15 protein-coding genes, 1 tRNA gene and 1 other RNA gene are annotated in these 25,392 nt (G+C 73.8%); 14 read left to right on the forward strand and 3 right to left on the reverse strand.

The features are described 5' to 3' along the window. Positions 1-23: 23 nt before the first annotated feature. From F603_RS0120315 to F603_RS0120335, 5 genes are all read left to right on the forward strand, one after another. Positions 24-10,613, forward strand: coding sequence for an amino acid adenylation domain-containing protein (locus tag F603_RS0120315; protein ID WP_019547813.1), 10,590 nt, complete (start codon positions 24-26; stop codon positions 10,611-10,613). Between the two features lie 42 nt (positions 10,614-10,655). Further along, positions 10,656-10,859, forward strand: a complete 204-nt coding sequence (locus tag F603_RS0120320; protein ID WP_019547814.1) for an MbtH family protein — start codon at positions 10,656-10,658, stop codon at positions 10,857-10,859. Then, the gene (locus F603_RS0120325; RefSeq protein ID WP_019547815.1) at positions 10,856-11,878 is read left to right on the forward strand and encodes a daunorubicin resistance protein DrrA family ABC transporter ATP-binding protein; all 1,023 of its coding nucleotides are present in this window, start codon (positions 10,856-10,858) and stop codon (positions 11,876-11,878) included. Before F603_RS0120320 ends, F603_RS0120325 begins: the two co-directional genes overlap by 4 nt. After that, on the forward strand, positions 11,875-12,705 hold the full coding sequence (locus F603_RS0120330; RefSeq protein WP_019547816.1) for an ABC transporter permease: 831 nt from the start codon (positions 11,875-11,877) through the stop codon (positions 12,703-12,705). The genes F603_RS0120325 and F603_RS0120330 overlap by 4 nt, the downstream gene beginning before the upstream one ends. Positions 12,706-12,854: 149 nt before the next feature. Continuing rightward, the gene (locus F603_RS0120335; protein WP_019547817.1) at positions 12,855-13,376 is read left to right on the forward strand and encodes a hypothetical protein; all 522 of its coding nucleotides are present in this window, start codon (positions 12,855-12,857) and stop codon (positions 13,374-13,376) included. Positions 13,377-13,665: 289 nt separating this feature from the next. Here F603_RS0120335 and F603_RS0120340 read toward each other — a convergent pair whose 3' ends face one another. Continuing rightward, a complete protein-coding gene (locus tag F603_RS0120340) occupies positions 13,666-14,424 on the reverse strand; it encodes a S1 family peptidase (protein ID WP_019547818.1) in 759 nt (252 codons plus the stop codon). Positions 14,425-14,836: 412 nt separating this feature from the next. Between F603_RS0120340 and F603_RS0120345 the strand changes: the two genes are divergently transcribed. Then, positions 14,837-15,481 carry a response regulator gene (locus F603_RS0120345; protein ID WP_019547819.1) on the forward strand — a complete coding sequence of 215 codons (645 nt, stop codon included), beginning with the start codon at positions 14,837-14,839 and terminating at the stop codon, positions 15,479-15,481. A gap of 106 nt (positions 15,482-15,587) precedes the next feature. On the opposite strand, the gene F603_RS0120350 is transcribed toward F603_RS0120345, so the two are convergent. Both F603_RS0120350 and F603_RS0120355 read right to left on the reverse strand, forming a co-directional pair. Next, positions 15,588-16,940 (reverse strand): sensor histidine kinase, encoded by a 1,353-nt coding sequence (locus F603_RS0120350; protein WP_245600835.1) that lies wholly within the window; start codon positions 16,938-16,940, stop codon positions 15,588-15,590. 166 nt (positions 16,941-17,106) lie between these two features. Then, positions 17,107-17,191 (reverse strand) — tRNA-Ser (locus tag F603_RS0120355). A gap of 71 nt (positions 17,192-17,262) precedes the next feature. On the opposite strand from F603_RS0120355, the gene ffs reads away from it, so the two are divergent. From ffs to F603_RS0120390, 8 genes are all read left to right on the forward strand, one after another. After that, positions 17,263-17,361, forward strand: an RNA gene (gene ffs / locus F603_RS34195) — signal recognition particle sRNA small type. Between the two features lie 119 nt (positions 17,362-17,480). Continuing rightward, on the forward strand, positions 17,481-19,769 hold the full coding sequence (locus tag F603_RS0120360; RefSeq protein ID WP_019547821.1) for a DNA polymerase III subunit gamma and tau: 2,289 nt from the start codon (positions 17,481-17,483) through the stop codon (positions 19,767-19,769). A 190-nt stretch (positions 19,770-19,959) separates the two neighbouring features. After that, entirely contained in the window at positions 19,960-20,298 is a 339-nt protein-coding gene (locus F603_RS0120365) for a YbaB/EbfC family nucleoid-associated protein (protein WP_078503704.1), read from the forward strand. An 85-nt stretch (positions 20,299-20,383) separates the two neighbouring features. Next, positions 20,384-20,983: a recombination mediator RecR gene (recR, locus tag F603_RS0120370; RefSeq protein ID WP_016906369.1), complete on the forward strand. Its 600-nt coding sequence runs from the start codon at positions 20,384-20,386 to the stop codon at positions 20,981-20,983. Continuing rightward, positions 20,976-21,641, forward strand: coding sequence for a DUF5063 domain-containing protein (locus F603_RS0120375; RefSeq protein WP_019547823.1), 666 nt, complete (start codon positions 20,976-20,978; stop codon positions 21,639-21,641). Before recR ends, F603_RS0120375 begins: the two co-directional genes overlap by 8 nt. A gap of 254 nt (positions 21,642-21,895) precedes the next feature. Continuing rightward, the gene (locus tag F603_RS0120380) at positions 21,896-23,206 is read left to right on the forward strand and encodes an aspartate kinase (RefSeq protein WP_019547824.1); all 1,311 of its coding nucleotides are present in this window, start codon (positions 21,896-21,898) and stop codon (positions 23,204-23,206) included. Between the two features lie 274 nt (positions 23,207-23,480). Then, on the forward strand, positions 23,481-24,098 hold the full coding sequence (locus F603_RS0120385; protein ID WP_245600836.1) for a SigE family RNA polymerase sigma factor: 618 nt from the start codon (positions 23,481-23,483) through the stop codon (positions 24,096-24,098). Then, positions 24,095-25,189, forward strand: a complete 1,095-nt coding sequence (locus tag F603_RS0120390) for a hypothetical protein (protein WP_245600837.1) — start codon at positions 24,095-24,097, stop codon at positions 25,187-25,189. The genes F603_RS0120385 and F603_RS0120390 overlap by 4 nt, the downstream gene beginning before the upstream one ends. The last annotated feature ends 203 nt before the right edge of the window (positions 25,190-25,392 follow it).

Raw genomic sequence — 25,392 nt, forward strand, 5'->3', positions numbered from 1 at the left:
GGAAGTCTGCACGGAGTGGAGGGGTGTTGGACGTGAGGGGTTCCAAGGCGTTCTCGCAGGGGGCGGCGCCGATGACCGACGTGGACGCGGCGCGACTGCCGCTCACCACCGCCCAGCGGTCCCTGTGGTTCGCGCAGCAACTCGACCCGCAGAGCACTGCCCACACCATCGCCGAATACGTCGACGTACGCGGCGAGTTCGACCCGTCGCTCCTCCACCAGGCCGTCGCCCGGGTGACGGACGAGGTCGACGCTCTGCGCGCCACCCTCACGGGGTCGGACGACGGCCGCCAACTCGTGCACCCGCGGCTCGACATCGCGGTGCCGCTCACCGACCTGTCCGGGCACCCGGCAGCCGAGGCGACCGCTCTCGACCTCATGTGGGAAGACCTCGCCACTCCTTCGGACCCCACCGGCGTCCCGGTGACCGCCACGGCCCTCTTCCGGCTGGCCCCCAGCCGCCACCTTCTCCACCTCAGGACGCACCACGCCGTCCTCGACGGCTACGGCGCCGCGCTCGTCCTCGGCCGCATCGCGGAGACCTACACCCTGCTCGCCCAGGGGGCCTCCGTGCCCGAACGTCCCCTGCCGCTCGCCCCGTTGGTCGAGGAGGACCTCCGCTACAACGCGTCCCCCGAGCGCTCCCAGGACGCGGAGTACTGGCGACGTCGACTCGACGGCGCCCCAGCCCCTGTCCGCCTCGCCGAAGCGGCCGCCAACCCCGCGCACAAGGCGGTGGGGCACAACTCCCGTATCGCGCCGATGGATTGGGACCGCCTCCGCGAGGCCGCACGCAGTGTGCGCGTCGCCTGGCCGGCGCTCTTCGTCGCGGCCACGGCGCTCTACACCCACCGGGTGCGCGCCGTGGAGGACGTCGTCCTCGGCATGCCGGTGACCGGCCGTCAGGGCCGCACGGCTCGGGCGACGCCCGGCATGATGTCCCAGGTCCTGCCGTTGCGTTTGCAGGTCTCGGCCAGCGACACGGCGGGCGGCCTGCTGCGGCGCGTGACGGAGGGCATGCGGGGCGTGCTCCGGCACCAGCGCTACCCCGTCGAGGAACTCCGGCGTGAGCGCGGTCTGTTGCCGGGTCAGCCGCTCACCGGGCCCGCCGTGAACGTGCTCGCCTTCGACGAGGACCTGAGGTTCGGACCGGCCTCCGGAACCCTGCACAACCTGGCGCTCGGCCCGGTGGAGGACCTCACCCTCGCGGTGCACCCGGGCGCAGGCGGCGGCGCCCGCGTCGACGTCCTCGCCGACGAGGCGCTCCACCGACCCGCCGCGCTCGCCGGCCATCTGGAGCGCATCCTGGATCTGACCGAGTCCCTCGCCGCCGACCCCGCACGCCGTGTCGCGTCCCTGCGGGCCGTCGCACCGGGGGAGTCGGCCGGTGTCCTCGCCCTGGCCGCGGGGCCGCCTCTCGGGAGGGAGCCGTCCACCGTCCCGGAGGAGCTCGCGCGGCAGGCCGGGGAGACGCCGGACAAGACGGCGGTGAGCGACGGGGCACACGCCCTCACCTTCGCCGAACTCGACGGTGCAGCAGAGGCGTTGGCGTCCGTGCTGCACGCGGAAGGCGCGGTGCGGGGGACGACGGTCGCCGTGGCGCTGCCCCGTTCCGTCGACACGGTGGTCGCCCTGCTCGCCGTCCTGCGCGCCGGCGCCGTCTACATGCCGGTGGACCCGGCCTCTCCAGCCGACCGGATCGCCCACCTCCTGCACGACGCAAGACCGGTGCTCCTCCTCTGCGAGCCCGACGGCCCCGCGGCACGGCGGGCCCCCGAGGGAACCCTGGTCCGCACGGTGCTGCACCGCGCCGTTCACCGTGTCGGAGCGCCGAGCGGCGTACCGCACGAGCAAACCCGCGTCGGGCTGCACGACGCGGTTCACCGTGCCGGAGCGCCGACCGACGCCTCCGGCGACCAGCCCCGCGACGTCGGAGCACCGGCCGATGCACCGCACGAGCAAGCCCGTGCCGGGCTGCACGACGCGGCCCACCGCGTCGGAATGCCGACCGACATACCTGACGACCACTCCCGCACGTCCCTGCCCGCCACGGCCCACCGCACCGCACCAGCCCCGCAGGGGCCGAAGCCGGACGACGGTGCCTACCTCGTCCACACCTCGGGCTCGACGGGTCGACCCAAGGGTGTGCTCGTCCCGCACCGGGCGTTGGGCAATCTGCTGGAGCACCACCGCGCGGAGTCGCACGCCGAAGCTGCGCGCGCCGAGGGGCGCCGCCTGCGCGTTGCGTTGACGGCGTCCACCGCTTTCGACGCCGCCTGGGACCCGCTGCTGTGGATGCTCGCGGGGCACGAGCTCCACCTTGTCGACGAGGCGGCGAGACGCGATCCGGAGGAGACCGTCGCGTTCCTCGAAGCCCACCGGATCGACGTGATCGAGACGACGCCGAGCTTTCTCAGGCAGCTCCTTGCCGCAGGACTGATGCGGCCGGGCGCGCACCGGCCGAGGGTGGTGGCGCTCGGTGGCGAGCCCGTCAACGACGAGCTGTGGCAGCGGCTTTCGGGCGAACCCGGGCTGCTCGCCTACAACTTCTACGGCCCGACGGAGGCGACCGTCGACGCGGTCACGACCAGGATCGCGGGGAGCGCACCGGCGATCGGCCGTCCCGTACGCGGCGCCCGCGCCCAGGTGCTGGACGCGGCGCTCCAGCCGCTCCCGGCCGGCGCCGTGGGCGAGTTGTACCTTGCGGGCGAGTGCCTGGCCCGCGGCTACGCAGGACGGCCGGGTCCGACGGCCGACCGCTTCCTCGCCGACCCCTTCGGCCCGCCGGGAGCGCGGATGTACCGCACGGGCGACCTCGCCCGCTGGGGCGAAGGCGGTGTGCTGGAGTTCGTCGGACGCAGCGACGACCAGGTCAAGGTCCGCGGGCATCGCGTCGAGACGGGCGAGGTCGAGTCGGCGCTCGCCGCGCTGCCGGGCGTCGCGCAGGCCGCGGTCGTTCCGCGGGGCGGTACGGAGCACGGCGAGCTCGCCGCCTACCTCGTCCCCACCGCGGACGAGCAGGGCACGGCGCTGCGCGGTGAGCAACTCGCCGTGCGGGAGGCGCTGTCGGCAGCGCTGCCCTCGTACATGGTGCCCACCGCGTACGCCGCGGTCGACCGGCTGCCCCTCACCCCGAACGGCAAGCTGGACACCGCGGCGCTTCCGCCCCCGCGCGTCCCCGCGCCCCGCGAGCGCGCGCTGCCCCGGACGGCTGCGGAGGAGACCGTAGGCAGGGTGCTGGCCGGGCTCCTCGGCCTCGAAGAGGCAGGCAGGGACGACGACTTCTTCGCGCTGGGCGGCCATTCCCTCCTCGCGACGCGGCTGCTGACGCGGTTGGCCGAGGAGACCGGCGTCCGACTGCCCGTACGGGCCCTCTTCGCCTCGCCCACCGTCGCGGGGATCGCCGCGCTTCTGGAGGCGGAGGACACCGAACCCGTGCCGAGCGCTCCCGAGCGCCCCGAGCGGCTCCCGCTGTCGGCGGCGCAGCAGCGGCTGTGGCTGCTGGAGCGCATGGGGGAAGGCGGCGAGCGGTACCACGTCCCGGCCGTCGTCCGGCTCGAAGGAGAGGTCGATCTCGCCGCGCTCCAGCGGGCGTTCGCCGACCTCGTCGCGCGGCACGAGGCCCTGCGCACCGTCTACCGTGAGGACGCGGAGGGCAGCCACCAGGTGGTGCTGCCCGCCGACGAGTGCGGGGTCGCGCTCGACGTCGCGGCAGCGGTGGCCGGGCCCGAGGCGCTGCCGGTGCCGGAGTTCGACCTCGCTGCCCGGCCGCCGGTGCAGGCGCTCGTCGCCCCGCTCGCCGCAGTCGCGGACACGTACGTGCTCGCGCTGACGTTCCACCACATCGCCGCCGACGGCTGGTCGATGGGCGTGCTCGTCCGCGACCTGGGCGACGCCTACGCCGCACGCCGCGCCGGACGCGCGCCTCAACTGCCGCCACTGCCGGCCCAGTACGCCGACCACGCGCTCGCGGAGCGCGCCCGCCTCGGCAGCAGGGAGGACCCCGACTCGCTCACGGCACGCCAACTCGACTTCTGGGAACACGCATTGGTCGGTGCCCCGCCGGAGCTGCCGCTCCCCTTCGACCGGCCGCGTCCGCCGCGTGCCGCGCCCCGCGGCGGCCGGGTTCCGCTCCGTCTGGACGCGGCCGTGCACCGCTCGGTCGTCGCGCTCGCCAGGGAGGCGGGCACCAGTCCGTTCATGGTGCTCCATGCCGCGCTCGTCGCCGTGCTGCACAGGTTGGGCGCCGGGGACGACCTCGTCGTCGGCACGCCGGTCGCCGGGCGGGAGGCGGAGGAGTTCCACGACGTCGTCGGGTTCTTCGTGAACACGCTCGTGCTCCGCGTCGACGCCGGCGGTGATCCGGGGTTCCGCGAACTCCTGTGCCGTACGAGGGAAGCGGACCTCGCCGCCTACGCGCACCAGGACGTGCCGTTCGAGCAGGTCGTGGAGCGGGTCGCGCCGCCGCGGTCCCTCGCCCGCCATCCGCTCTTCCAGGTGATGCTCGCGCTCAACAACACGCCGCGCCAGGACGTCGAGCTGCCGGGGTTGCGTGCGGAGCCCGTCGCGGCGGAGCGGCCGACCGCCAAGTTCGACCTCACCTGGGACCTCGCGGAGGAGCACGACGCGGATGGCCGGCCGGCCGGGCTCACCGGCTCCGTCGAGTACAGCAGCGCCCTCTTCGACGAGGCCACGGCACGCCGCTTCGCCGCCCACTTCGCCCGCCTCCTCGGCTCGGCCCTCGCCGAGCCCGAACTCCCGCTCAGCCGCCTCGGGATGCTCACGGCGCAGGAGCGCGAAGCGGCGCTCGACAACGGTGGCGAGGAGGGACCGGCGGAACCGGCGCCGATGCAGAGCATCTGCGACGTCCTCGCGACGCAGGCGGCGGTGACGCCCGCGCGTACCGCCGTCGTCGACGCGGAACGGGCCGTCCCGTTCGGCGACCTGGCGGTCGAGGTGGACGCGGTGGCGCACCGCCTCGCCGCCGCGGGCGTGGGCAGGGGCGACCGGGTCGCCGTCGCGCTGCCCCCTTCGGCGCGCCAGGTCTCCGCCGTCTTCGGCACGCTGCGCGCCGGCGCCGTCCACGTGCCGCTCGACCCCTCGCACCCGCCGGAGCGGAACATGCAGATCCTCCGCTCCTCCCGCCCCGCGGCGCTCCTCACCGAGCGCTCCTGCTCCCGCGCGCTGCCCGAGTGGCACGCGCCCACGCTCCATCTCGACGCCCCGCCGGCCGAGCGCACGGCCTCGGCACCGCTTCCGCCCGAGGAGGGGCCCTGCGGCACCGACGCCGCCTACGTCCTGTACACCTCGGGCTCGACGGGCGCGCCCAAGGGCGTCGTCGTCGAGCACCGCTCGCTGGCGAACCTGCTGCGCCACCACGGGAGCCGGCTCATCGAACCGGCCGAACGTGCCCACGGCGGCCGTCCGTTGCGCGTCGCGCTCACCGCGGCGCCGACCTTCGACGCGTCCTGGGACCCGCTGCTGTGGATGGTCGCGGGCCACGAGCTGCACACGGTGGACGAGGCGACGCGGCGCGACCCCGAGGCGCTCGTCGCCTTCCTCCGCGCCCGCCGCATCGACGTCGTCGAGACGACACCCTCCCTCCTCGAACAGCTCCGCGCCTGCGGCCTCTTCGCGCCGGGCAGCCCGCGGCCGACGGTGGTGGCGCTGGGCGGCGAGCCCGTCGGCGAAGCCCTGTGGGGCGAGTTGGCCGCGCTGCACGGGGTGTCCGTGTGGAACCTCTACGGCCCGACGGAGGCGACGGTCGACAGCACCGCGGCGCCCGTGACCGCCGGTTCGACGCCGCACCTCGGCCGCGCGGTGACCGGCGTGCGGGCCAGGGTCCTCGACCCGTACCTCGGGCCCGCGGCCCCCGGCGCCACGGGCGAGCTCTACCTCTCGGGCGCGGGGCTCGCGCGCGGCTACGACGGCGCGCACGGCCGGACCGCCGAGCGGTTCCTCGCCGATCCCTACGGCCCGCCCGGCGGCCGCATGTACCGCACGGGCGACCTGGTGCGCCGACTCCCGGGCGGGGAGCTGCAGTTCGTCGGCCGTGCGGACGGGCAGGTGAATGTGCGCGGGTTCCGCGTGGAGACCGGGGAGGTCGAGGCGGCCCTCGCCGCGCACACCGGCGTACGCCGGGCGGCGGCGGCCGTGCGGGAGGCGCCGGGCGGTGGACGCCTCGCCGCGTGGGTCGTCCCGGAGACCGGTGCCGCACCCTCGGCCGTCTCGCTCCGCTCGTTCGCCGCCTCGCGCTTGCCGGGCTACATGGTCCCGAGCCACCTCGCACTCGTCGACGAGCTCCCGCTGACGGCGCACGGCAAGACGGACTTCGCGGCGCTGCCCGAGCCCGCACCCGCCGGGCCGGCAACGGGCGAGGCGCCCCGTACGCCGCAGGAGGAGCTGGTGTGCGCGCTCTTCGCCGAGTGCCTCGGCGCCGAACACGTGGGCCGTGACGCCGACTTCTTCGCGCTCGGGGGGCACTCGCTCCTCGCGACGCGGATCGTCGACCGCGTCCGCGCCGCCTTCGGCGCCGAACTCCCCGTCCGGGCCCTCTTCGAGGACCCGACCCCGGCCGGCCTCGCACGCCGCCTCACCGGCGCGGCCCGCGGACGCCCGGTCCTGCGCGCCCTCCACGAGCGCCCGGCGCACGTCCCGCTCTCCTTCGCGCAGCAGCGGCTGTGGTTCCTCAACCGGCTCCACCCGCAGGACGCCTCATACAACCTGCCGATGGCCGTCCGACTGCGCGGCCGCGTCGACGTCCCGGCGCTCCGCGCGGCGCTCTGCGACGTCGTGGCGCGGCACGAGAGCTTGCGGACCGTCTTCCCTGACGCGCAGGACGCACCGGGCACCCCCGTGCAGCGGGTGCTCGCCCCTGGCGACGCACGGCCTCCGCTGCCGGTCACGCGGTGCAGCCCCGGCGAGGCCGCCGGGCTGCTGCGGGCGGCCGCGCGCCGGGGATTCGCGCTGACCCACCAACCGCCTCTGCGCGCCGAGCTGTTCACCGAGGGGGAGGAGTCGCACACACTGCTGGTGGTGGTGCACCACATCGCGGCCGACGGCTGGTCGATGGGCCCGCTGGCGCAGGACCTCGCCGCCGCCTACGCAGCGCGTCGCGCGGGCCGCGCCCCGGACTGGTCACCGCTCCCCGTGCAGTACGCCGATTACACGCTCTGGCAGCGCGAACTCCTCGGCGACCCCTCCGACCCGGAGAGCCTCCACGCCGGGCAACTCGCCTACTGGAGAAGGACGCTGGCCGACGCGCCCGCCGAACTCCCCCTGCCGTGCGACCGCCCCCGACCGGAGGCCGCGAGCGGCGAGGGCGGCAGCGTGCCGATCCCGCTGGACGCGTCCGACGGGCGCCGGCTCGCCGCCCTCGCGAAGGAGGAGGGCGCCAGCACGTTCATGGCGCTCCACGCCCTCCTCGCCGCGCTGCTCGACCGGTACGGCACGGGCACCGACACCGTCGTCGGCAGCCCGGTCGCCGGGCGCTCCGAGGAGGCGCTCGGCGGGCTCGTCGGCTTCTTCGTCAACACGCTCGTCCTCCGCCTCGGCACCGAGGGCGACCCGGACCTGCGCGCCCTCCTCGCGCGGGCGCGCCAGGCCGACCTCGCCGCCTACGCGCACCAGGAACTCCCCTTCGAGGCGCTGGTGGAGAGTCTCGCGCCGCCGCGGTCGCTCGCCCGGCACCCGCTCTTCCAGGTGATGCTCTCGCTGAACAACGCGGGGCGGCCGGAGTTGGACCTGCCGGGGCTGCACGCCTCCGTCGAGGGCGTCGACACGGCAGGCGCCAAGTTCGACCTCTCGTTCGCCTTCACCGAGGAGGCGGCGGGCGCGCTCACAGGCGTACTCGAGTTCAGCCGCGACCTCTTCGACGCGGCGACGGCGCAGCGGCTCGCCGACTCCTTCGCCGCCCTCCTGCACAGCGCCCTCGCGGAACCGGACGCCCCGCTCAGCACGCACGAGCCGCTCGGCCCCGACGAGCGCGCGCACCTCCTCGCCCGTGGCGAGGGCGGCGCGTCGGCGCCCGCCCACCCGACCGTCGTGGCCGGCTTCTCCGCGACCGCCTCCGCGCACCCGGAGGAGGTCGCCGTACGCGCCGGCGCTTCAGCCCTCACCTACGGCGAACTCGCCAGGGAGAGCGCCGCGTTGGCCCGCCTCCTCCGGGAGCGCGGCGTACGGCGCGGCGAGACCGTCGCCGTGGTGCTGCCCCGCTCCACCGACTCGCTCACGTCGCTCCTCGGCGTCCTCACGGCCGGCGCCGTCTACGCCCCCGTCGACGACGGGCTTCCGCCCGCGCGGGTCGCCGCCGTCCTGAGCGACGCCCGTCCCGCCGCCGTCGTGACCGCAGGGGCCGCACGCGTACCGGACGGCCCCTGGCATCTCGTGGACCTCGCCGCGCCGCGGGCAGCGGCCGAGCTCGCGGCGTCGGAACCGCCGTTCACGGAATCGGGCCCGGAGCCGTGCGACGCCGCGTACGTCGTCCACACCTCCGGTTCGACGGGCAGGCCCAAGGGCGTCGTCGTCGAGCACGGCTCGCTGACGCACCTGTGGGAGCACCACAGGCGTGCGCTCTTCGCGCCCGCGTGCGCCGCAGCGGGCGGACGGCGGCTGCGCGTCGCGCTCACCGCCTCGCTCTCCTTCGACGCCTCCTGGGACCCGGTCCTGTGGATGCTGGAGGGCCACGAACTCCTCGTCGTCGACTCCGACACCAGGCGCGACCCCGCAGCCCTCGCGGCGATGGTGCGCGAGCAGCGGATCGACGTCCTGGAGACCACACCGACCCACGCGTCGGCGCTCCTCGACGCGGGCCTGTGCAGCCCCGGCGGACACCGCCCGCTGGTGCTCGCGCTCGGCGGCGAGGCCGTGCCGCCCGCGCTGTGGCAACGCCTGCGCGACGAACCGGGGTTGACGGCGTGGAACCTCTACGGGCCGACCGAGGCGACCGTCGACACGCTCTGCCTCCCGCTGCACCGCGCCGAGCGCCCGGTGCTCGGCGAGCCCGTCGACGGGACGCGCGCGTACGTGCTCGACCGCTTCCTGCGCCCGTCCCCGCCCGGCGCCACGGGCGAGCTGTACCTCTCGGGCGCGAGCCTTGCGCGCGGCTACCTGAACCGGCCGGGCGAGACCGCCGCCCGGTTCGTCGCCGACCCGTTCGCCGGAGGCGGGGCGCGGATGTACCGCACGGGCGACCTCGCCCGATGGACGGCGGACGGGCTGGAGTTCCGCGGCCGCGCCGACGAGCAGGTGAAGGTGCGCGGGTTCCGGGTGGAGCCCGGCGAGGTCTCCGCCGTGCTGGAGCGGCTGCCGGGCGTGGCGCGGGCCGCGGTCGCGGTGCGCGGTGCCTCCTGCGACGCGGGCGGGCGGCTCGTCGCGTACGTCGTCCCCGAAGACGGTCCCTCGGCGGCCCCCGAGCGCGGTGCGCTGCACGCCGCCGCGGCCGGGGAACTCCCCGGCTACATGGTGCCGTCGGCCTTCGTCCTCCTCGACCGGCTGCCGCTCACCCCCAACGGGAAGCTCGACCACGCCGCACTCCCCGAACCGGCCGACGAGCACCTCCTCCGGCAGGCCGGCACGCCGCCTTCGGGCCCGCGCGAGGACCTGCTCTGCACCCTCTTCGCGGAGGTGCTGGGCGCCGAACGCGTCTGGGCGGACGACGACTTCTTCGCGCTCGGCGGGCACTCCCTCCTCGCGGCGCGGCTCCTCGCCCGCGTCGAGGGCGCCACAGGCGTGGGGCTGGGCATCCGGGCGCTCTTCGAGGCCCCGACACCCGCGGCGCTCGCCGAGGCGCTCGCCGCCGAGGAGAGCGGCACGGGGACCCGGGGCGCCGACCTCGCCACCCTGCTGCCGCTGCGCACCCGGGGCGCCCGCCCGCCGCTCTTCTGCGTGCACCCGGCGGGCGGCCTCGCCTGGCCCTACGCCGGCTTCCTCCAACACCTCGAGGACCGCCCGGTGTACGGCCTCCAGACCCCCAACCTGCAAGGCGACCGCCCCTTCCCCGCGAGTATCGGGGAGATGGCGGCCGGCTACGTCGAGGAGCTCCGCACCGTGCGTCCGCACGGGCCCTACCACCTGCTCGGCTGGTCCTTCGGCGGCAACGTCGCGCAGGAGATGGCCGTCCAACTCCGCGAGGCGGGGGAGGAGGTGGCGCTGCTCGCCCTCCTCGACGCCTACCCGAAGGCGCCTATCGACGGCCTGGAGGACGCGGGCCGCGGCGCCGTCTTCCGCGCCCTCCTCGCCAACCTCGGCTTCGCCGCGTCGAGTTGGGAGAGCGACGAGGACCTGGACGCCGGTGCGGTACGGGACGCGCTGCGGGAGGCGGGCAGCCCGCTCGGCGCCCTGGAGCCCGGCACGATCGAGACCATGGTCGCCAACTTCGCCGCACAGGCACGGTTGATGCGCCACCACTCGCCCCGCGTCTTCCCCGGCGACGTCCTCTTCTTCCGCGCCGCGGACGAGGACCCGTCCGGCGGCCTCACGCCCGCGATGTGGCACCCGCACACGGAGGGCGTCCTGCGGGTGCACGACGTGCCCTGCACGCACGCCCTCATGACGCACCCCGACTCCCGAGCGGTGATCGGACCCGTCCTCGCCGAGGAGCTCGGGCGGCGGTGACAGCGCCGCCCTCCACCCGTCCGTCGAAAAGAGTGAAGAGACATGACCAACCCCTTCGACAACCCCGCCGTCCAGCACCGCGTCCTCGTCAACGACGAGGGCCAGCACTCGCTCTGGCCCGAGTTCGCCGAGATCCCCGCCGGCTGGCAGGCCGTACACGGCCCCGCTTCGCGCGAGGAGTGCCTCGCCTACGTCGACGCGCACTGGACGGACCTGACGCCGCGCAGCGCGCTGGCCTCCCGGTGAGCGCCGAGCGCACCGGCGCCGCGATCGTCGCCGAGCGGCTGACCCGCCGCTTCGGGGGCCGCCACGCGCTGCGCGGCGTCGACCTGAGCGTCCCCGCCGGTACCGTCCTCGCTCTCCTCGGGCCCAACGGCGCCGGCAAGACCACCACCGTCCGCGTCCTCACCACGCTGCTCCGGGCCGACGGCGGGCGCGCCTCGGTCGCCGGATGCGACGTGCGCGACGAGCCGGCGGAGGTCCGTGCCCGCATCGGGGTCTCGGGCCAATACGCGGCGCTGGACGAGCGGTTGACGGCGCGCGAGAACCTCTGCCTCGTCGCCAGGCTCTACGGGATGAGCCGCGGCGCGGCCCGCCGCCGGGCCGCGGACCTGCTGGAGCGGTTCGACCTCGGCGCGGCCGCCGACCGCCCGAGCGGCGGCTTCTCCGGCGGCATGCGCCGGCGGCTCGACCTCGCCGGGGCCCTCGCCTCCCGCCCCGCCGTCGTCTTCCTCGACGAGCCCACGACCGGGCTCGACCCCCGCGGGCGCGCGGAGACCTGGAGCGCCGTCGACGAACTCGTCGCCGACGGCACGACGGTGCTCCTCACGACGCAGTACCTCCAGGAGGCCGACCATCTCGCCGACACCGTCGCCGTCATCGACGGCGGGCGGGTCGTCGCCGACGGTACGCCGGAGCGGCTCAAGGCGGCCGTCGGCGGTGAGCGCATCACCGTCGCCCTTACGGACCCGTCGGCAGACGGCGCCGCGTGCGAGGCGCTCGCCGCGCTCGGCCCGTACCCGCCCGCTGCTGACGCGCGCGCCGGCACCGTCACCGTCCCGACGGACCGCGGTACGCGGGGACTTCGGGACGCGCTCGACGCGCTCGAGGCGGCGTGCGTGGAGGTGCGCGACGCGGCGCTGGCACCGCCCACCCTCGACGACGTCTTCCTCACGCTGACGGGACGGGCGCAGGCGCCGGGCGCTCCCACGAACGAGGGCCGCACGCCGCCGCGCGCACGCCGGCGGAGCGGAGCGCCCGCATGACGGCGCCGAGCCTCGCCCCGCGCACCACCGCCGGGCCGCTGCGCACCGTGCGCGACGGACTCGTCGTCGCCGAGCGGAACCTGGTCAACCTGCGGCGCACCCCGGGGGCCCTGATCGCGGCGCTGGTACAGCCGTTGATGTTCGTGCTGCTCCTCGCCTACGTCTTCGGCGGCAGCCTCGGGGGCGCGGAGTACCGCTCCTTCCTCATGGGCGGCATCTTCGCGCAAGCCGTCACCTTCAACGCCTCCTTCACCGCGGTCGGGCTCGCGGCCGACATGGACAGGGGGATGGTCGACCGCTTCAGGGCGCTGCCCATGCCGCGCGGCTCCGTCATCCTCGGCCGTACCCTCTCCGACCTGACGATGAGCGCCGTCACCCTCACCGTGACGTCCCTGTGCGGGCTCCTCATCGGCTGGCGGGTGGAGGGCGGGTTGGCGGGGGCGCTCGGCGCCTGTCTCCTGGTGCTGCTCTTCGCTTTCGCGATGTCGTGGGTCGGCGCGACGATCGGGCTGACGGCGCGGAGCACCGAGGTCGCGCAGAGCGCGGGGCTCGTCTGGCTCTTCCCCGTCACCTTCGTCTCCGGCGCCTTCGTCGCCGTCGACTCGCTGCCGGGCCCGCTCGCCGCCGTCGCGGAGTGGAACCCCGTCACCGCGACCGCGACGGCGGCGCGTGCCCTCCTCGGGAACGATCCGCCCGCCGCGCTGCCCGCCTCGACGTCCTGGCCGGCCCAGCACGCCACCGGGTACGCCGTCGCATGCGCCCTGGCGGTCGTCGCCGTCTTCATGCCCCTCGCGGTGGGCCGCTACCGGCGCATCGCGCGCGGCTGACGGCGTCGGGTCGCACGCCGGATCGACGGGCGCCGGGGGCGCGTTGGCCGCGCGTTGGCGCGACAAGAGCGCCGCGTATGCGCCGCGTTGGCGGCGTTCGGCAACGTGCGGGGCGTTGGCAGAGAAAGCAACCGCAAGGAGTGATTCCCATGCGTAAGACCATGATCCGCCGAGGCATCGTCGTCGCCGCGGTCGTGGGTCTCGCGGCGGTGCCGATGGCGGCCTCCGTCTCGGCCGCGCCGGCCGCCCCCGCGAAGGGCGGCTCCTCCTCCGGTGCAAGCGCGTCGGCCGACGCCTCCTTCGACGTGAGCTTCGACGCCCTGGAGGTCGCCAAGGAGATCGAGAGCTCGATCAAGAAGGCGGAGAACCGGGAGGGCTTCGTCAAGAACCTGATGAACACGGCCTGGTACGCGAGCGGTGAGGAGTACAACGTCGTCGTCCGCAACCTCAGCCAGGACTACGACGAGGACCTCAACGGCGTCCAGACGTACGGCTCCGCCGAGTACGACGGCGTCACCTACGGCATCTGGATCTTCGAGGACGGCACCTTCACCAACAAGGGAGACGGCGGCTGGATCAACTGGGCGATGCGCGGCGTCTTCGAGCGCACCGACGAGGACGGGAACGCGAAGGAGGACGGCTCCGTCGCCGAGTTCGAGAACTTCTCCTGACGTTCGACCGGGCGGCGCCCGCCGCGGGACTGCCTCCGCGGACTCCGACTCCGGTCCCGCATCGCAGCGCTCGACGTGGAAGCGAGGGCGGCAAGCCGGGACCGAGCAGTACCCGCGCCATCCGGCCGGAAGCTCCGTGCGCCGTCCTCGCGCCGGCCCCACCGCCTGCGCGGTGGGGCCGTGCGCGCAGCCCGGTGAGTCGGCGACACGAGGCTCGAACTCGTGGGGCGGCAAGCGGACTCGGCGAAGACCACGGGCCCGTTCCCGTCCTCCCGTCGGGCGGGAGCCCTCACTCCGCGACGGTCCGCTCGATCCAGTCGCGGTGGGCGGTCAGGTCGGTGTAGATGCCCGGTCCTGTGGCGCACTTCGGGTCGGCGTCGCCGTCGCGGCTGGTCGCCCCGATCAGTTCCCAGTCGCCGGGGCGGCCCTTGATCTGCGGCCCGCCGGAGTCGAGGACGCACGCCTGCGCGTTTTCGGTGGGGCTGTCGGTGCACAGCTCGTTCTTCGCCTGGTAGTCCTCGCTGCACCGTTCGTCGGCGACGATCCGGGTGTCCAGCTCCTGGAGGCGGATCGGCGGATTCGGGCATTCGCTGCCGTCCTCGCAGGTCATACCCCAGCCGAGGATGCGCGTGTCGGTACCCGTCGGCCCGGACTCGGCGGCCAGCCGGATGGGCTCCGCATCCACGGGGCGGTCCAGCTTCATGACGGCCACGTCGTTGCGGAACGGCTCGTAGGAGAAGTCCGGGTGCGCGACGACCTTGGTGACCTTCGCCTCGGCACCCTTCGTGCGATCGTGGTCGCCGACCCGCACGGAGAGGTCCTCGGGCTCGACGTCCACCGTGCAGTGCCCGGCGGTCACGATCCAGTCCTTTTTGATCAGGGAGGCCCCGCAGTAGTGGTGGCCGTCCTTCTGCACGCTCGCCATGAACGGGTAAGGCGAGGTGGCATCGTGTCCACCGATGATCGCCGACGCCGACGGTGTCACCGCCATGGTGAGCGTGATCGCCCCCGCCACCGCGCACACTGCTGCCCTGCCGCGCTTGCTCATCCGTCCTCCTGTGTCTCGTCCGTGTTTCGGTCACGGTCCGAAGCGGGCCTGCAAGGGGCCGGCCTGGGTCGGTTCCGTCCGCTGTGGAGCCGCTCGGCCGGCCCCCGCGTGATTCCGCTTGCCCGCGTCCTCTCGAACTCCCGCACGGGGACGCCCACTTCGGACCCGACGCCGTCGATCCTGTCCCGGCCGGCACCCTCGGCACATCGCTCTCTCCGCTTGGACGCACTGCCCGAAAGTCGTACGGCGAGGTGGCCGCATCGTGCCGCGGGGTGACGGGGCGACGCCCCCGTCCGCGGTCGACTGCGACGCGTGACGCCGACGGACGGATCGCTGCCTGCGGGGCGTACCGGGGGCGGCGGATACCGTGTGCAGGCGATATTGCCCGTACGCGGTCTAGGTGGTGGCGTGAGTGACGGTCACGGTGGTCCTGCTCGACGACGAGGAGTTGGTGCGCAGGGGCCTCCGGTTGATCCTCCACGCCGAGCCGGACATCCAGGTCGTCGCCGAGGGCGAGGACGGCTCGGTGGCGGCCGAACTCGTGCGTGAGCACCGCCCGGACGTGGTGCTCACCGACATCCAGATGCCCCGCGTCGGCGGCCTGGAGGTCGCCCGGCAGCTCGCAGCGCTGCCCGATCCTCCCGCCGTCGCGGTGCTCACCAGCTTCGACGTCGACGAGTACGTCCACGCCGCGCTCCGGCACGGCGCAGCGGGGTTCCTGCTCAAGGACGCCTCGCCGCGCGAACTGGCCGACGCGGTACGGGTCCTCGCACGCGGCGAGGCGATGCTCTCACCGCGCATCACCACCAGGCTGCTGGCCGCCTTCGCCACGGGCGGAGCCGTCCAGCAAGCGCGAGCCCGGACGGCGGAGTTGACCGCTCGCGAGCGCGAGGTCGCCGTGGCGGTCGCCCGCGGCCGCAGCAACTCCGAGATCGCCACCGACCTGTCCGTGAGCCAGTCCACGGTCAAGGTCCATCTCACCCGGATCATGACCAAGCTCGACGCCGCCAACCGCACGCAGGTCGCGCTCATCGCCCACGACGCCGGGCTGGCCTGAAGCCCCGGACGACGGCCCTTCGACGACAGGAGCCGCACCCCCCGACTCGGTGCACCCCGCCCCGATCTGCTCGCAGCCGCGCCGGGAGGCCGCGGCCTCGCCAGGGTCAGTCCGCGGCCGCCGACGCGGGCAGCGCGGCATCGACCCGGAAGCCGCCGTGACCGGTGGGCCCTGACTCGACGGTGCCTCCGGCCAGCCGGACCCGCTCCGTCAGGCCGATCAGCCCGTGCCCCCCGCTCGGCAGCAGAGGTTCACCGTCGGCAGCCGGCTCGGAGGGCTTCCCCATCGGGCCGTTGACGACCCGTACCCGCACGGTCTGCGGCTCGTACGCGAGGTTGATCTGCGTGCTGGCGCCCGGGGCGTGCTTGTGCACGTTGGTCAGCGCCTCCTGCACGACCCGGTGCGCAGCACGCTCGACCGGCTCAGCCAGCGTCCGCGGCGTGCCTTCGACGCGCATGGTGACGGGCAGCCCGGCCGCCCGGGAGCTGTCGGCCAGCTCGCCGATGCGGTCGACGGCCGCGCCGGCGGCGGACCGCCGCTCGGCCGGAACCTGCGCCGGCTCTCCTGACGCGTCCTGCGCGGAGTCGCTGCTCGCAGCGGCCTGTGGCTCCTCGTCCCCTTCGGCCGGGTCGTTCCGCAACAGCCCCAGCATCTCGCGGAGTTCGGTGAGCGCGCGTCGACCGGCCGTCTGGATGGTCTGCGCTGTCTCGCCCGTTGTCTCCGGATCGTGTGCGACGGCGGTGAGCACGTTGGCGTGCACGACGATCAGGCTCACCTGGTGGGACACCACGTCGTGCATCTCCCCTGCGATGCGCCGGCGTTCCTGTTCCCGCGCCGCCTCGGCCACGAGTCGCTGTTCCCGCTCGGCACGCTCCGCCCGTTCGACGAGACCGGCGACGACGGCGCGCCGTTGGCCCACGTACAGCCCCAACAGCAGCGGCACCAGGCAGGAGAAGACGAAGTTCACCGCGAACCAGATCGCCACTGTCCGGAAGTCGGACCACACCGCCGCGTTCCAGGGCGCGAGTACCACCAGCCCGACACCGGCCGACGCCCAGGCCGTACGCCGGCTGTGCGGGCCGCGATAGGCGCCCACCGCGTAGTAGGCGAAGGGTGCGACGAGAGCCGAGGTCAGGAGGACCTTGGCCAGCAGCCCGGCGGCGAGTACCAGTTCGGGGGCCCGCCGCCGTGCGAGCAGCGGCAGCGCGCTCACCGCGGCGATCACTACGTTCGCCCAGGGAGTGGCCGGCCCCGAGTAGGGGTTCTGGAGGCTGTTCCCCACCGCGAGCACCAACGCGATGCCCGCCAGCACCCAATCCACGGCGCGCGGCGGCAGCAGAGGCGAGCGCGATACGGGCCGCGCCGGGAGGCTCGGCGCTGCGTCTCCGTGGTCGGAAGGCAGGAGCGCCCAGGAGCGCAGCATCTGCCCGAACCGGCGGGTGCGACTGGTCGTACTCACGGGTTGAGGATAGGAGGCGGCCGAACCGGCGCCCGGCGGAGGTCGGCCGTGCCCGCCAGACCGGCGGGCCTAGAACCTTCGGTTGAGACTGCTGTTGGGACTACGAACCACGAAGACCCCGACCGGCGAACCGGTCGGGGTCTTCGTTCAGCCCGGTGAGGCTGGGCGGAGGATACGAGATTCGAACTCGTGAGGGGTTGCCCCCAACACGCTTTCCAAGCGTGCGCCCTAGGCCACTAGGCGAATCCTCCGCCGGAGACTCTACACAACGAGTCCAGTGCTCGCGAACTCGTCTCCCGGTCGGGGGATCAGGTACTGTTGGCGCAGCCCCTCACGTGGCGCTATCTGACTGAACTCCCCCAGGGCCGGAAGGCAGCAAGGGTAGGTTGGCTCTGGCGGGTGCGTGGGGGGCGTTGACTTGTCCGTGCACGCCGGGGCGGCCCCGTGCGGGGTGCGTCCCGTGATGCGGGAGGCCGGTGAGGCCCCCGATCCGCCTGTGACCGACGCCACTTGTCGGCGGTCACCTATATCGTCGGTGTTGTGTCGTCGCTCGCTCTGTACCGCAGGTATCGCCCCGAGACCTTCGCCGAGGTCATCGGGCAAGAACACGTGACGGAGCCGCTCCAGCAGGCTCTGCGGAACAACCGCGTCAACCACGCGTACCTCTTCAGCGGTCCGCGCGGCTGCGGGAAGACGACGAGTGCGCGCATCCTCGCCCGCTGCCTCAACTGCGAGCAGGGGCCCACTCCGTCGCCGTGCGGTGAGTGCCGCTCCTGCCTCGACCTCGCGCGCAACGGCCCCGGCTCGATCGACGTGATCGAGATCGACGCCGCCTCGCACGGCGGCGTGGACGACGCCCGGGAGCTGCGTGAGAAGGCGTTCTTCGGTCCCGCGTCGAGCCGATACAAGATCTACATCGTCGACGAGGCGCACATGGTCACGTCGGCGGGCTTCAACGCGCTGCTGAAGGTGGTCGAAGAGCCGCCGGAGCACCTGAAGTTCATCTTCGCGACCACCGAGCCGGAGAAGGTCATCGGCACCATCCGGTCGCGTACCCACCACTACCCGTTCCGCCTCGTCCCGCCGGGGACGCTCCGCGAGTACCTCGCCGAGGTCTGCCGGCGCGAGGAGATCGCCGTCGACGAGGCCGTGCTCCCGCTCGCCGTCCGCGCGGGCGCCGGCTCGGTCCGGGACTCGATGTCCGTGATGGACCAACTCCTCGCCGGCGCGGGCGAGGAGGGTGTGACATACGCCATGGCGACGGCGCTCCTCGGCTACACCGACAGCTCCCTCCTCGACTCGGTGGTCGACGCCTTCGCGGCCGGCGACGGCGCGGCGGCCTTCGAGGTCGTCGAGCAGGTGGTCGAGGGCGGGCACGATCCGCGGCGGTTCGTCGCCGATCTGCTGGAGCGCCTGCGGGACCTGGTGATCCTCGCCTCGGTCCCCGAGGCAGGGGAGAAGGGCCTGATCGACGCGCCTCCCGAGGTCGCCGAGCGGATGCAGGCGCAGGCGTCGGTCTTCGGGCAGGCCGAGCTGAGCCGCGCCGCCGATCTCGTCAACTCCGGGCTCACGGAGATGCGGGGCGCCACCTCGCCCCGGTTGCAGCTTGAGCTGATCTGCGCCCGGGTGCTGCTGCCCGCGGCGTACGGGGATGAGCGCTCGGTGCAGGCGAGGCTCGACCGCCTCGAGCGCGGGGCGGCCCTCGGCGCCGCAACGGGTGCTCCGGCTCCGGCGCCGGGTGCTGCCGCTCCGGCTGCTGCGGCGCCGAATGCTCCAACTCCGGCCGCCCCGGCTGACGTTCCGGCGCCCGAGGCGGCTTCCGCGCCTCCTCCACCGGCACCGGCTCCCCAACCGCCCCCGCCGGCACCCGAGTCGGCTCCGGCCGGGGCCGCAGGTGCGGCCGGTACGGAGCAGGGCAGGCGTCCGGGTGCCTGGCCCACGGCGGCGCCCGGCGGCGGCCGCAGGCCGGGTGCCTGGCCCGGCGGTACGGGCCCGGGCGAACGCCAGGGAGCCGGGCAGCCGGACGCGGCACCCGGAACGTCCGCACCGCCGCAGGCCCCCGCGCCGTCGCAGCCGTCCCCCGCGCCGCAGGCGGGCGGCCCGGCAGCCGGCGGTCCCGCCGGCGACCCTTCGGCGGGGGCGGCGCAGGTGCGGCAGGCATGGCCGAACGTTCTGGAGGCGGTGAAGAACCGCCGCCGCTTCACCTGGATTCTGCTCAGCCAGAACGCCAACATCGTCGGCTTCGACGGGACGACGCTCCAGATCGGGTTCCCCAACTCCGGTGCGAGGGACAGCTTCACCGGCGGTGGGAGCGACGAGGTACTGCGCCAGGCCCTCGGCGACGCACTCGGCGTGCAGTGGAAGGTGGAAGCGGTCGTCGACCCGGGAGGCGGGTCCGGCGGCCCGCAGGGCGGCGGTCAGTCCGGTGGCGGCCCCCAGGGCGGCGGCCGTCCGGGGGCACCGTCCGGTGGCTTCGGCGGCCCGGCGGCGCCCGCGTCGCAGCCCGCCGGAGGGTTCGGCGGCCCGTCGACGCCCCCCGGCCCGGCGGCATCGCCGGCGTCCGGCGGCGCCCCGCCTCCGGGGGGGGCAGCGTCCGGCTCCGGAACGGGTCAGGCGACGGCGGCACGGTCGGCGCCTCCCGCGCAGGCGCGCGCTCCCGAACCGGAACCGGAGCCGGAGGAGGAGCCACCGCCGTCGGCGTACGTCGACCCCGCGGACGACATGCCCACGGCGGACGACCCCGACCTCGACGAAACGGCCCTCTCAGGCCACGACTTGATCATCAAGCAACTCGGCGCAACGGTGATCGAGGAGTACCAGCACGAGTAACCGGAGCGCCCCGCCCCGTCCATCGCTCCGTGGCCGGAGTTGACCGGTGAGTGGCGGACCCCGGCTTGCCCCGGCGTCCCGGCGGTGCAGCACGTAGGGTCGGGGCTGTCGGTACGTCTTCGGCTCGGGTGTGACGGGCGGGGCGTGCCGGTCATGCAGACCTCGACCGTCGAGTGCCCAGGAGCGTTTCGTGATTCCCGGTGGTGGCCAGCCCGACATGCAGCAGTTGCTGCAGCAGGCGCAGAAGATGCAGCAGGATCTCGCAGCGGCTCAGCAGGAGCTCGGCGAGACCCCGGTCGAGGGGTCGGCGGGCGGTGGCCTCGTCAAGGCGACCGTGACCGGCTCCGGTGAGCTGACGGGGCTGGTGATCGACCCGAAGGCGGTCGACCCGGAGGACACCGAGACCCTCGCCGACCTCGTCGTCGCGGCGGTCCGGGACGCCAACTCCGCGGCGCAGGAGCTCCAGCAGGAGAAGCTCGGCCCGCTCGCGCAGGGCCTCGGCGGCGGGCTGCCCGGGCTGCCCTTCTGAGTGACCTCCGGCCCGTGGCGGCGGCCGATGCCGCGGTGGGCGACAACCAGTGTGACAGGGCAGGATTTCGGAGAGCGGAGCTTCCGTGTACGAAGGCGTGGTGCAGGATCTGATCGACGAGTTGGGCAGGCTGCCCGGTGTCGGTCCCAAGAGCGCGCAGCGGATCGCCTTCCACGTCCTCCAGGCGGAGCCGGCGGACGTGCGCCGGCTCGCGCAGGCGCTCACCGAGGTCAAGGAGAAGGTCAGATTCTGCACCGTGTGCGGCAACGTCGCGCAGGAGGAGCAGTGCAGGGTCTGCCTCGACCAGCGCCGGGACCCTTCGGTGATCTGCGTCGTCGAGGAGCCGAAGGACGTCGTGGCGATCGAGCGGACCCGCGAGTTCCGCGGCAGGTACCACGTGTTGGGCGGGGCGATCAGCCCGATCGACGGCGTCGGCCCGGATGACCTGCGCATACGGGAGCTGATGGCGAGGCTCGCCGACGGAGCCGTCAAGGAGCTGATCCTCGCCACCGATCCGAACCTCGAAGGTGAGGCGACGGCGACGTATCTGGCGCGTATGGTCTCGGCCATGGGCCTGAAGGTGACGCGGCTGGCGAGCGGCCTGCCCGTCGGGGGCGACCTGGAGTACGCCGACGAAGTCACGCTGGGACGAGCCTTCGAGGGGAGAAGGTTGCTCGATGTCTGACGCCACGCTGAACTCGATCACCACCGAGCCCGACGACTTCGCGGTGCAGATCCGCGACCAGGTGGAGAGCTTCCTCGTCTCCGTCACCGAGGTGGCCAAGGGGGACGAGCCGGCGAGCGCCGTCCCGTACCTCCTGCTGAGCGTCTCCCAACTCCTCCTCGCCGGCGGCAGGTTGGGAGCGCACGAGGACTTCGTCCCGGACGAGCGGTACGAGCCGGACGTCGGCCCCGAGCCGGACGTCGACGAACTACGGGAGCGGCTCGCGGCGCTGCTCGACCCGATCGACGTCTACTCCGAGGTCTTCGACCCGTACGAGCCGCGGACGGCGCCCGTCCCCTGCCGTATCTCGGACGACCTCGCCGACGCGGTCGCGGCGCTGCGGCACGGCATGGCCCACTACGACACGGGCCGGGTCAGCGAGGCGCTGTGGTGGTGGCAGTTCTCCTACCTCACCAACTGGGGCCCGACGGTGTCGGCTTCGCTCCGGGCCCTCCAGTCGCTCGTCGCGCACGTGCGGCAGGACACTCCGCTGGGGGACCTCCAGGGCCTCGACACGGACAGCGGCGCGGCGTCGGACGACGGCGCCCTGGAGGCGGAGGCCGGCGCGGTGATGGCGGCGGAGATCGGCGAACCCCTCGGGATGCGCGGGGAGCGCTGAGCGCCCTGCCAACTGCCCGCCTCCGTGCGGCGGTTGCCGAGCCCGCATCCCTGGTGCGTGACACACCGCGACAGCCGCGCACGTACCGTCGTGTGAGGTGTCTAACGATCCGCCGCGGCCCCCGTGTGCACGGGCCGGGAGCGGGAATGCGCGGCTTTGGACGAGCGGGTGACGGGCGCCCGCTCGTTAGACTGAGCCGACCGTCGGGTCCCGGCCAAAGGACCCAGAACGACTGATTCGAGGAGCGAGCACACGTGGGCCTTGTCGTGCAGAAGTACGGCGGCTCCTCCGTTGCCGATGCCGCGGGCATCAAGCGCGTCGCCAAGCGGATCGTCGATGCCAGGAAGCGCGGCCACCAGGTCGTCGTCGTGGTGTCGGCGATGGGTGACAGCACGGACGAGCTGATCGATCTTGCCTCGGAGGTGTCGCCGGTCGCCTCCGGGCGCGAGTTCGACATGCTGCTGACCGCCGGAGAGCGGATCTCCATGGCGCTGCTGGCGATGGCGATCAAAGCCCTCGGCAGCGAGGCGCAGTCGTTCACCGGCAGCCAGGCGGGGCTGATCACCGACTCCGTGCACAACAAGGCGCGGATCATCGACGTCACCCCCGGCCGCATCCAGAGCTCCGTCGACGAGGGCAACATCGCGATCGTCGCCGGCTTCCAGGGCGTCTCGCAGGACAGCAAGGACATCACCACGCTGGGCCGCGGCGGCAGCGATACCACGGCGGTCGCGCTCGCCGCCGCGCTCGACGCGGAGGTCTGCGAGATCTACACCGACGTCGACGGCGTCTTCACCGCGGACCCGCGCGTCGTGCAGTCCGCGAGGAAGATCGACTGGATCTCCTTCGAGGACATGCTGGAGCTCGCGAGCTCCGGCTCGAAGGTGCTCCTGCACCGGTGCGTCGAGTACGCACGCCGCTACAACATCCCGATCCACGTGCGGTCCTCGTTCTCCGGCCTGGAGGGCACCTGGGTCAGCAACGAGGATCCTCGGCGTGCGCGAGGAAGCGCCGGCGAGAAGAGTCAGCAAGGGGAGCAATCGATGGAGCAGGCGCTGATCTCGGGTGTCGCCCATGACACGTCCGAAGCCAAGGTCACGGTCGTCGGCGTCCCGGACAAGCCGGGCGAGGCCGCCGCGATCTTCCGCGTGATCGCGGACTCGCAGGTCAACATCGACATGGTGGTGCAGAACGTCTCGGCGGCCTCGACGGGGCTCACCGACATCTCGTTCACGCTCCCCAAGAGTGAGGGCAAGAAGGCGATCTCGGCGCTGGAGCGGGCGCAGGGCACCATCGGCTACGAATCCCTCCGCTACGACGACCAGATCGCCAAGATCTCCCTCGTCGGCGCCGGGATGAAGACCAACCCCGGCGTCACGGCGACGTTCTTCGACGCGCTCTCCAACGCGGGCGTCAACATCGAGCTCATCTCCACCTCGGAGATCCGCATCTCGGTCGTCACCCGCGAGGAGCTCGTCGACGAGGCGGTGCGCGCGGTGCACTCCGCTTTCGGCCTCGACAGCGCCAGCGACGAGGCGGTCGTCTACGGCGGCACCGGCCGCTGACCCCGGTTACCCCCGGAGCCCCGGTCACTGGCCAACGCCCTTTCACTGCGTGAGAATTCGCTCTTCGCCCTGCTGCAACCGGCGGCGGGACGGGGGGCGTCTTCGCTTCCACGGCCGGAGGCCCGGGGGACGTGTCCGAGCAGCCGTGGAGGACGGGGCATTGAGGATGAGTGGTGCGGATGCGGGCGACCGTCGTGAGAGCGAGCACGCTGTCCCGCGCGTACAACCCTGACGGGGGGCAGCGTGTCCAACAGGCGTGGCAGAGGTACTCGGAATGGCAACGGCACTCGGGCACCCCGGTACGCGGACCGGCGGTGTGCCCGTGATCGCCCCTTGGTCTTCGGCTGGTCGCACCGCTGCGCCCGCGCGCTCCGCAGAGACTGACGACGCGATGACAGCCGGCACCACCGTCGACCACCTCACCGAGACCTACCGCACCCACTACAAGTCCCTGCTCGGCCTCGCGGCTCTCCTCCTCGACGACACCGCCTCGTGCGAGGACGTCGTCCAAGAGGCGTTCATCCGCGTCCACTCGGCGCGCAAGCGGGTGCGCGATCCGGAGAAGACCCTCGCCTATCTGCGGCAGACGGTCGTCAACCTCTCCCGGTCCGCGCTCCGTCGCCGCATCATCGGGCTGAAGCTGCTCTCGAAGCCCATGCCGGACATGGCGAGCGCCGAAGAGGGCGCGTACGAGCGGCTCGAGCGGGACGACCTGATCAACGCGATGCGGGGCCTGCAACGCCGGCAGCGCGAGGTGCTCGTGCTGCGCTATTTCGCGGACATGACCGAGGCGCAGGTCGCCGAGGTGCTCGGCCTCTCGCTGGGGTCCGTGAAGGCGTACGGCTCGCGCGGCATCGCGGCGTTGCGCGTCGCCATGGAGGCAGCGTCATGAGTGATCTCCACGGGCGTCCCGGGACACCGGACGAGGACCCGAGGGGCATGGACGGCGGCGAGGAGACGCCGCAGCACGGCGGCGAGTTCGAGCCGGACGGCTTCGACGAGGACGCACTGCGGAGCCTCTTCCACGGCAGCGTCGCCGACCTGGAGCCCTCGCCCGACGCCCTGGAGCGGCTCCACCACGCGGTACCGGTGCGCCGGGCGCGACGCAGGCAGGCGCTGGTCGGCGCGGGCGCGCTCGCGGTCGTCGCGGCCGTCGGCATCCCGGTGTTCCTTTTCGGCGGCGTCCTCCCCGACGACGACCGCGACTCGGTCACCGCCCACGAGACCCAGGGCCAGACGCAGGGCCCGGCGGACGGAGCAGGCGAGAGCAGCCGCGGCACCGAGGGCAGCGAGAACACCGGCGAGTCCGCCGGCGGCCGCCACAACGAGGGACAGGGCCCGAGCGGCGAGCGGCAGGACACGGAGGGCGCCGACCGCGGAGCCGACCCCAGCGACACCCTCGTCGGCAGCGCCCCGAGCTGCGGACGCGAGCAACTCGGCGCCGGCTCGGGGGATTCGGGCGAGCCCGACGAACAGGGCAGGGTCTACGGCAGCTTCCGCGTCACCAACACCTCGGGCGAGGCGTGCAGCATCCAGGGCGAGGGCGTCGTCGGCGCCGCGATGCAGGGGACGTCGACGCGCAAGCCCGTACGGATCGTCGACCACACCCCGGGAGACCCGGCCGCCGGACTCCCCGACCCGGCGAGCGAGGCGGACGAACTCGTCCTCGAACCGGGCGCCGCCTACCTCGTCAAGTTCGCCTGGGTCCCCGACTCGGCCACCTGCCGGGACAGCAGCGCCCCGCCGGGCGGCGAAGGACCCGGCGCGGTCGCCGGCGACGGAACCGGCGAGGAGGGCGACGACGACGGCGACGAGGGCAAGGACGACGGCGGCGAGACGGGCGGCTCCGGCGGCCCGGAGGAGGACCCGCTCGTCGTCATCAGCCACACACCCGACGGCGGTACGCCGCAGGCGGCCGACACCGCGGTGAAGAGCTCCTGCCCGGGGACCATCTACCGCACGGGGGTGCTCCCCGCGGGGTGAGCGGTCCACCGGGGTTCTGCGCCAACGTCTGCTTGCGGGACCGGAGTTGCGCGGTTGTGCGCCGGGAGCTGAACACTCGGCGTGCGCGGTACGGCGTGGGGGAGCGGGTCGATGGGGCGGTAGCGCTTGTCGACGTCCCGACCGCCGGGGATGCCTGACGCGGGTCCGCCGGTGCCGAGACGGACACGTGGTGACGCCGGACA

The organism is Streptomyces sulphureus DSM 40104, assembly GCF_000381025.1.
Taxonomy (GTDB): domain Bacteria; phylum Actinomycetota; class Actinomycetes; order Streptomycetales; family Streptomycetaceae; genus Streptomyces; species Streptomyces sulphureus.

Bases quoted from the DNA above. Each gene is read 5' to 3' on its own strand.
- F603_RS0120320 (WP_019547814.1), top strand. From the start codon at position 10,656: ATGACCAACCCCTTCGACAACCCCGCCGTCCAGCACCGCGTCCTCGTC.
- F603_RS0120340 (WP_019547818.1), bottom strand. From the start codon at position 14,424: ATGAGCAAGCGCGGCAGGGCAGCAGTGTGCGCGGTGGCGGGGGCGATC.
- F603_RS0120385 (WP_245600836.1), top strand. From the start codon at position 23,481: ATGGCAACGGCACTCGGGCACCCCGGTACGCGGACCGGCGGTGTGCCC.
- F603_RS0120375 (WP_019547823.1), top strand. From the start codon at position 20,976: ATGTCTGACGCCACGCTGAACTCGATCACCACCGAGCCCGACGACTTC.
- F603_RS0120390 (WP_245600837.1), top strand. From the start codon at position 24,095: ATGAGTGATCTCCACGGGCGTCCCGGGACACCGGACGAGGACCCGAGG.
- F603_RS0120330 (WP_019547816.1), top strand. From the start codon at position 11,875: ATGACGGCGCCGAGCCTCGCCCCGCGCACCACCGCCGGGCCGCTGCGC.
- F603_RS0120335 (WP_019547817.1), top strand. From the start codon at position 12,855: ATGCGTAAGACCATGATCCGCCGAGGCATCGTCGTCGCCGCGGTCGTG.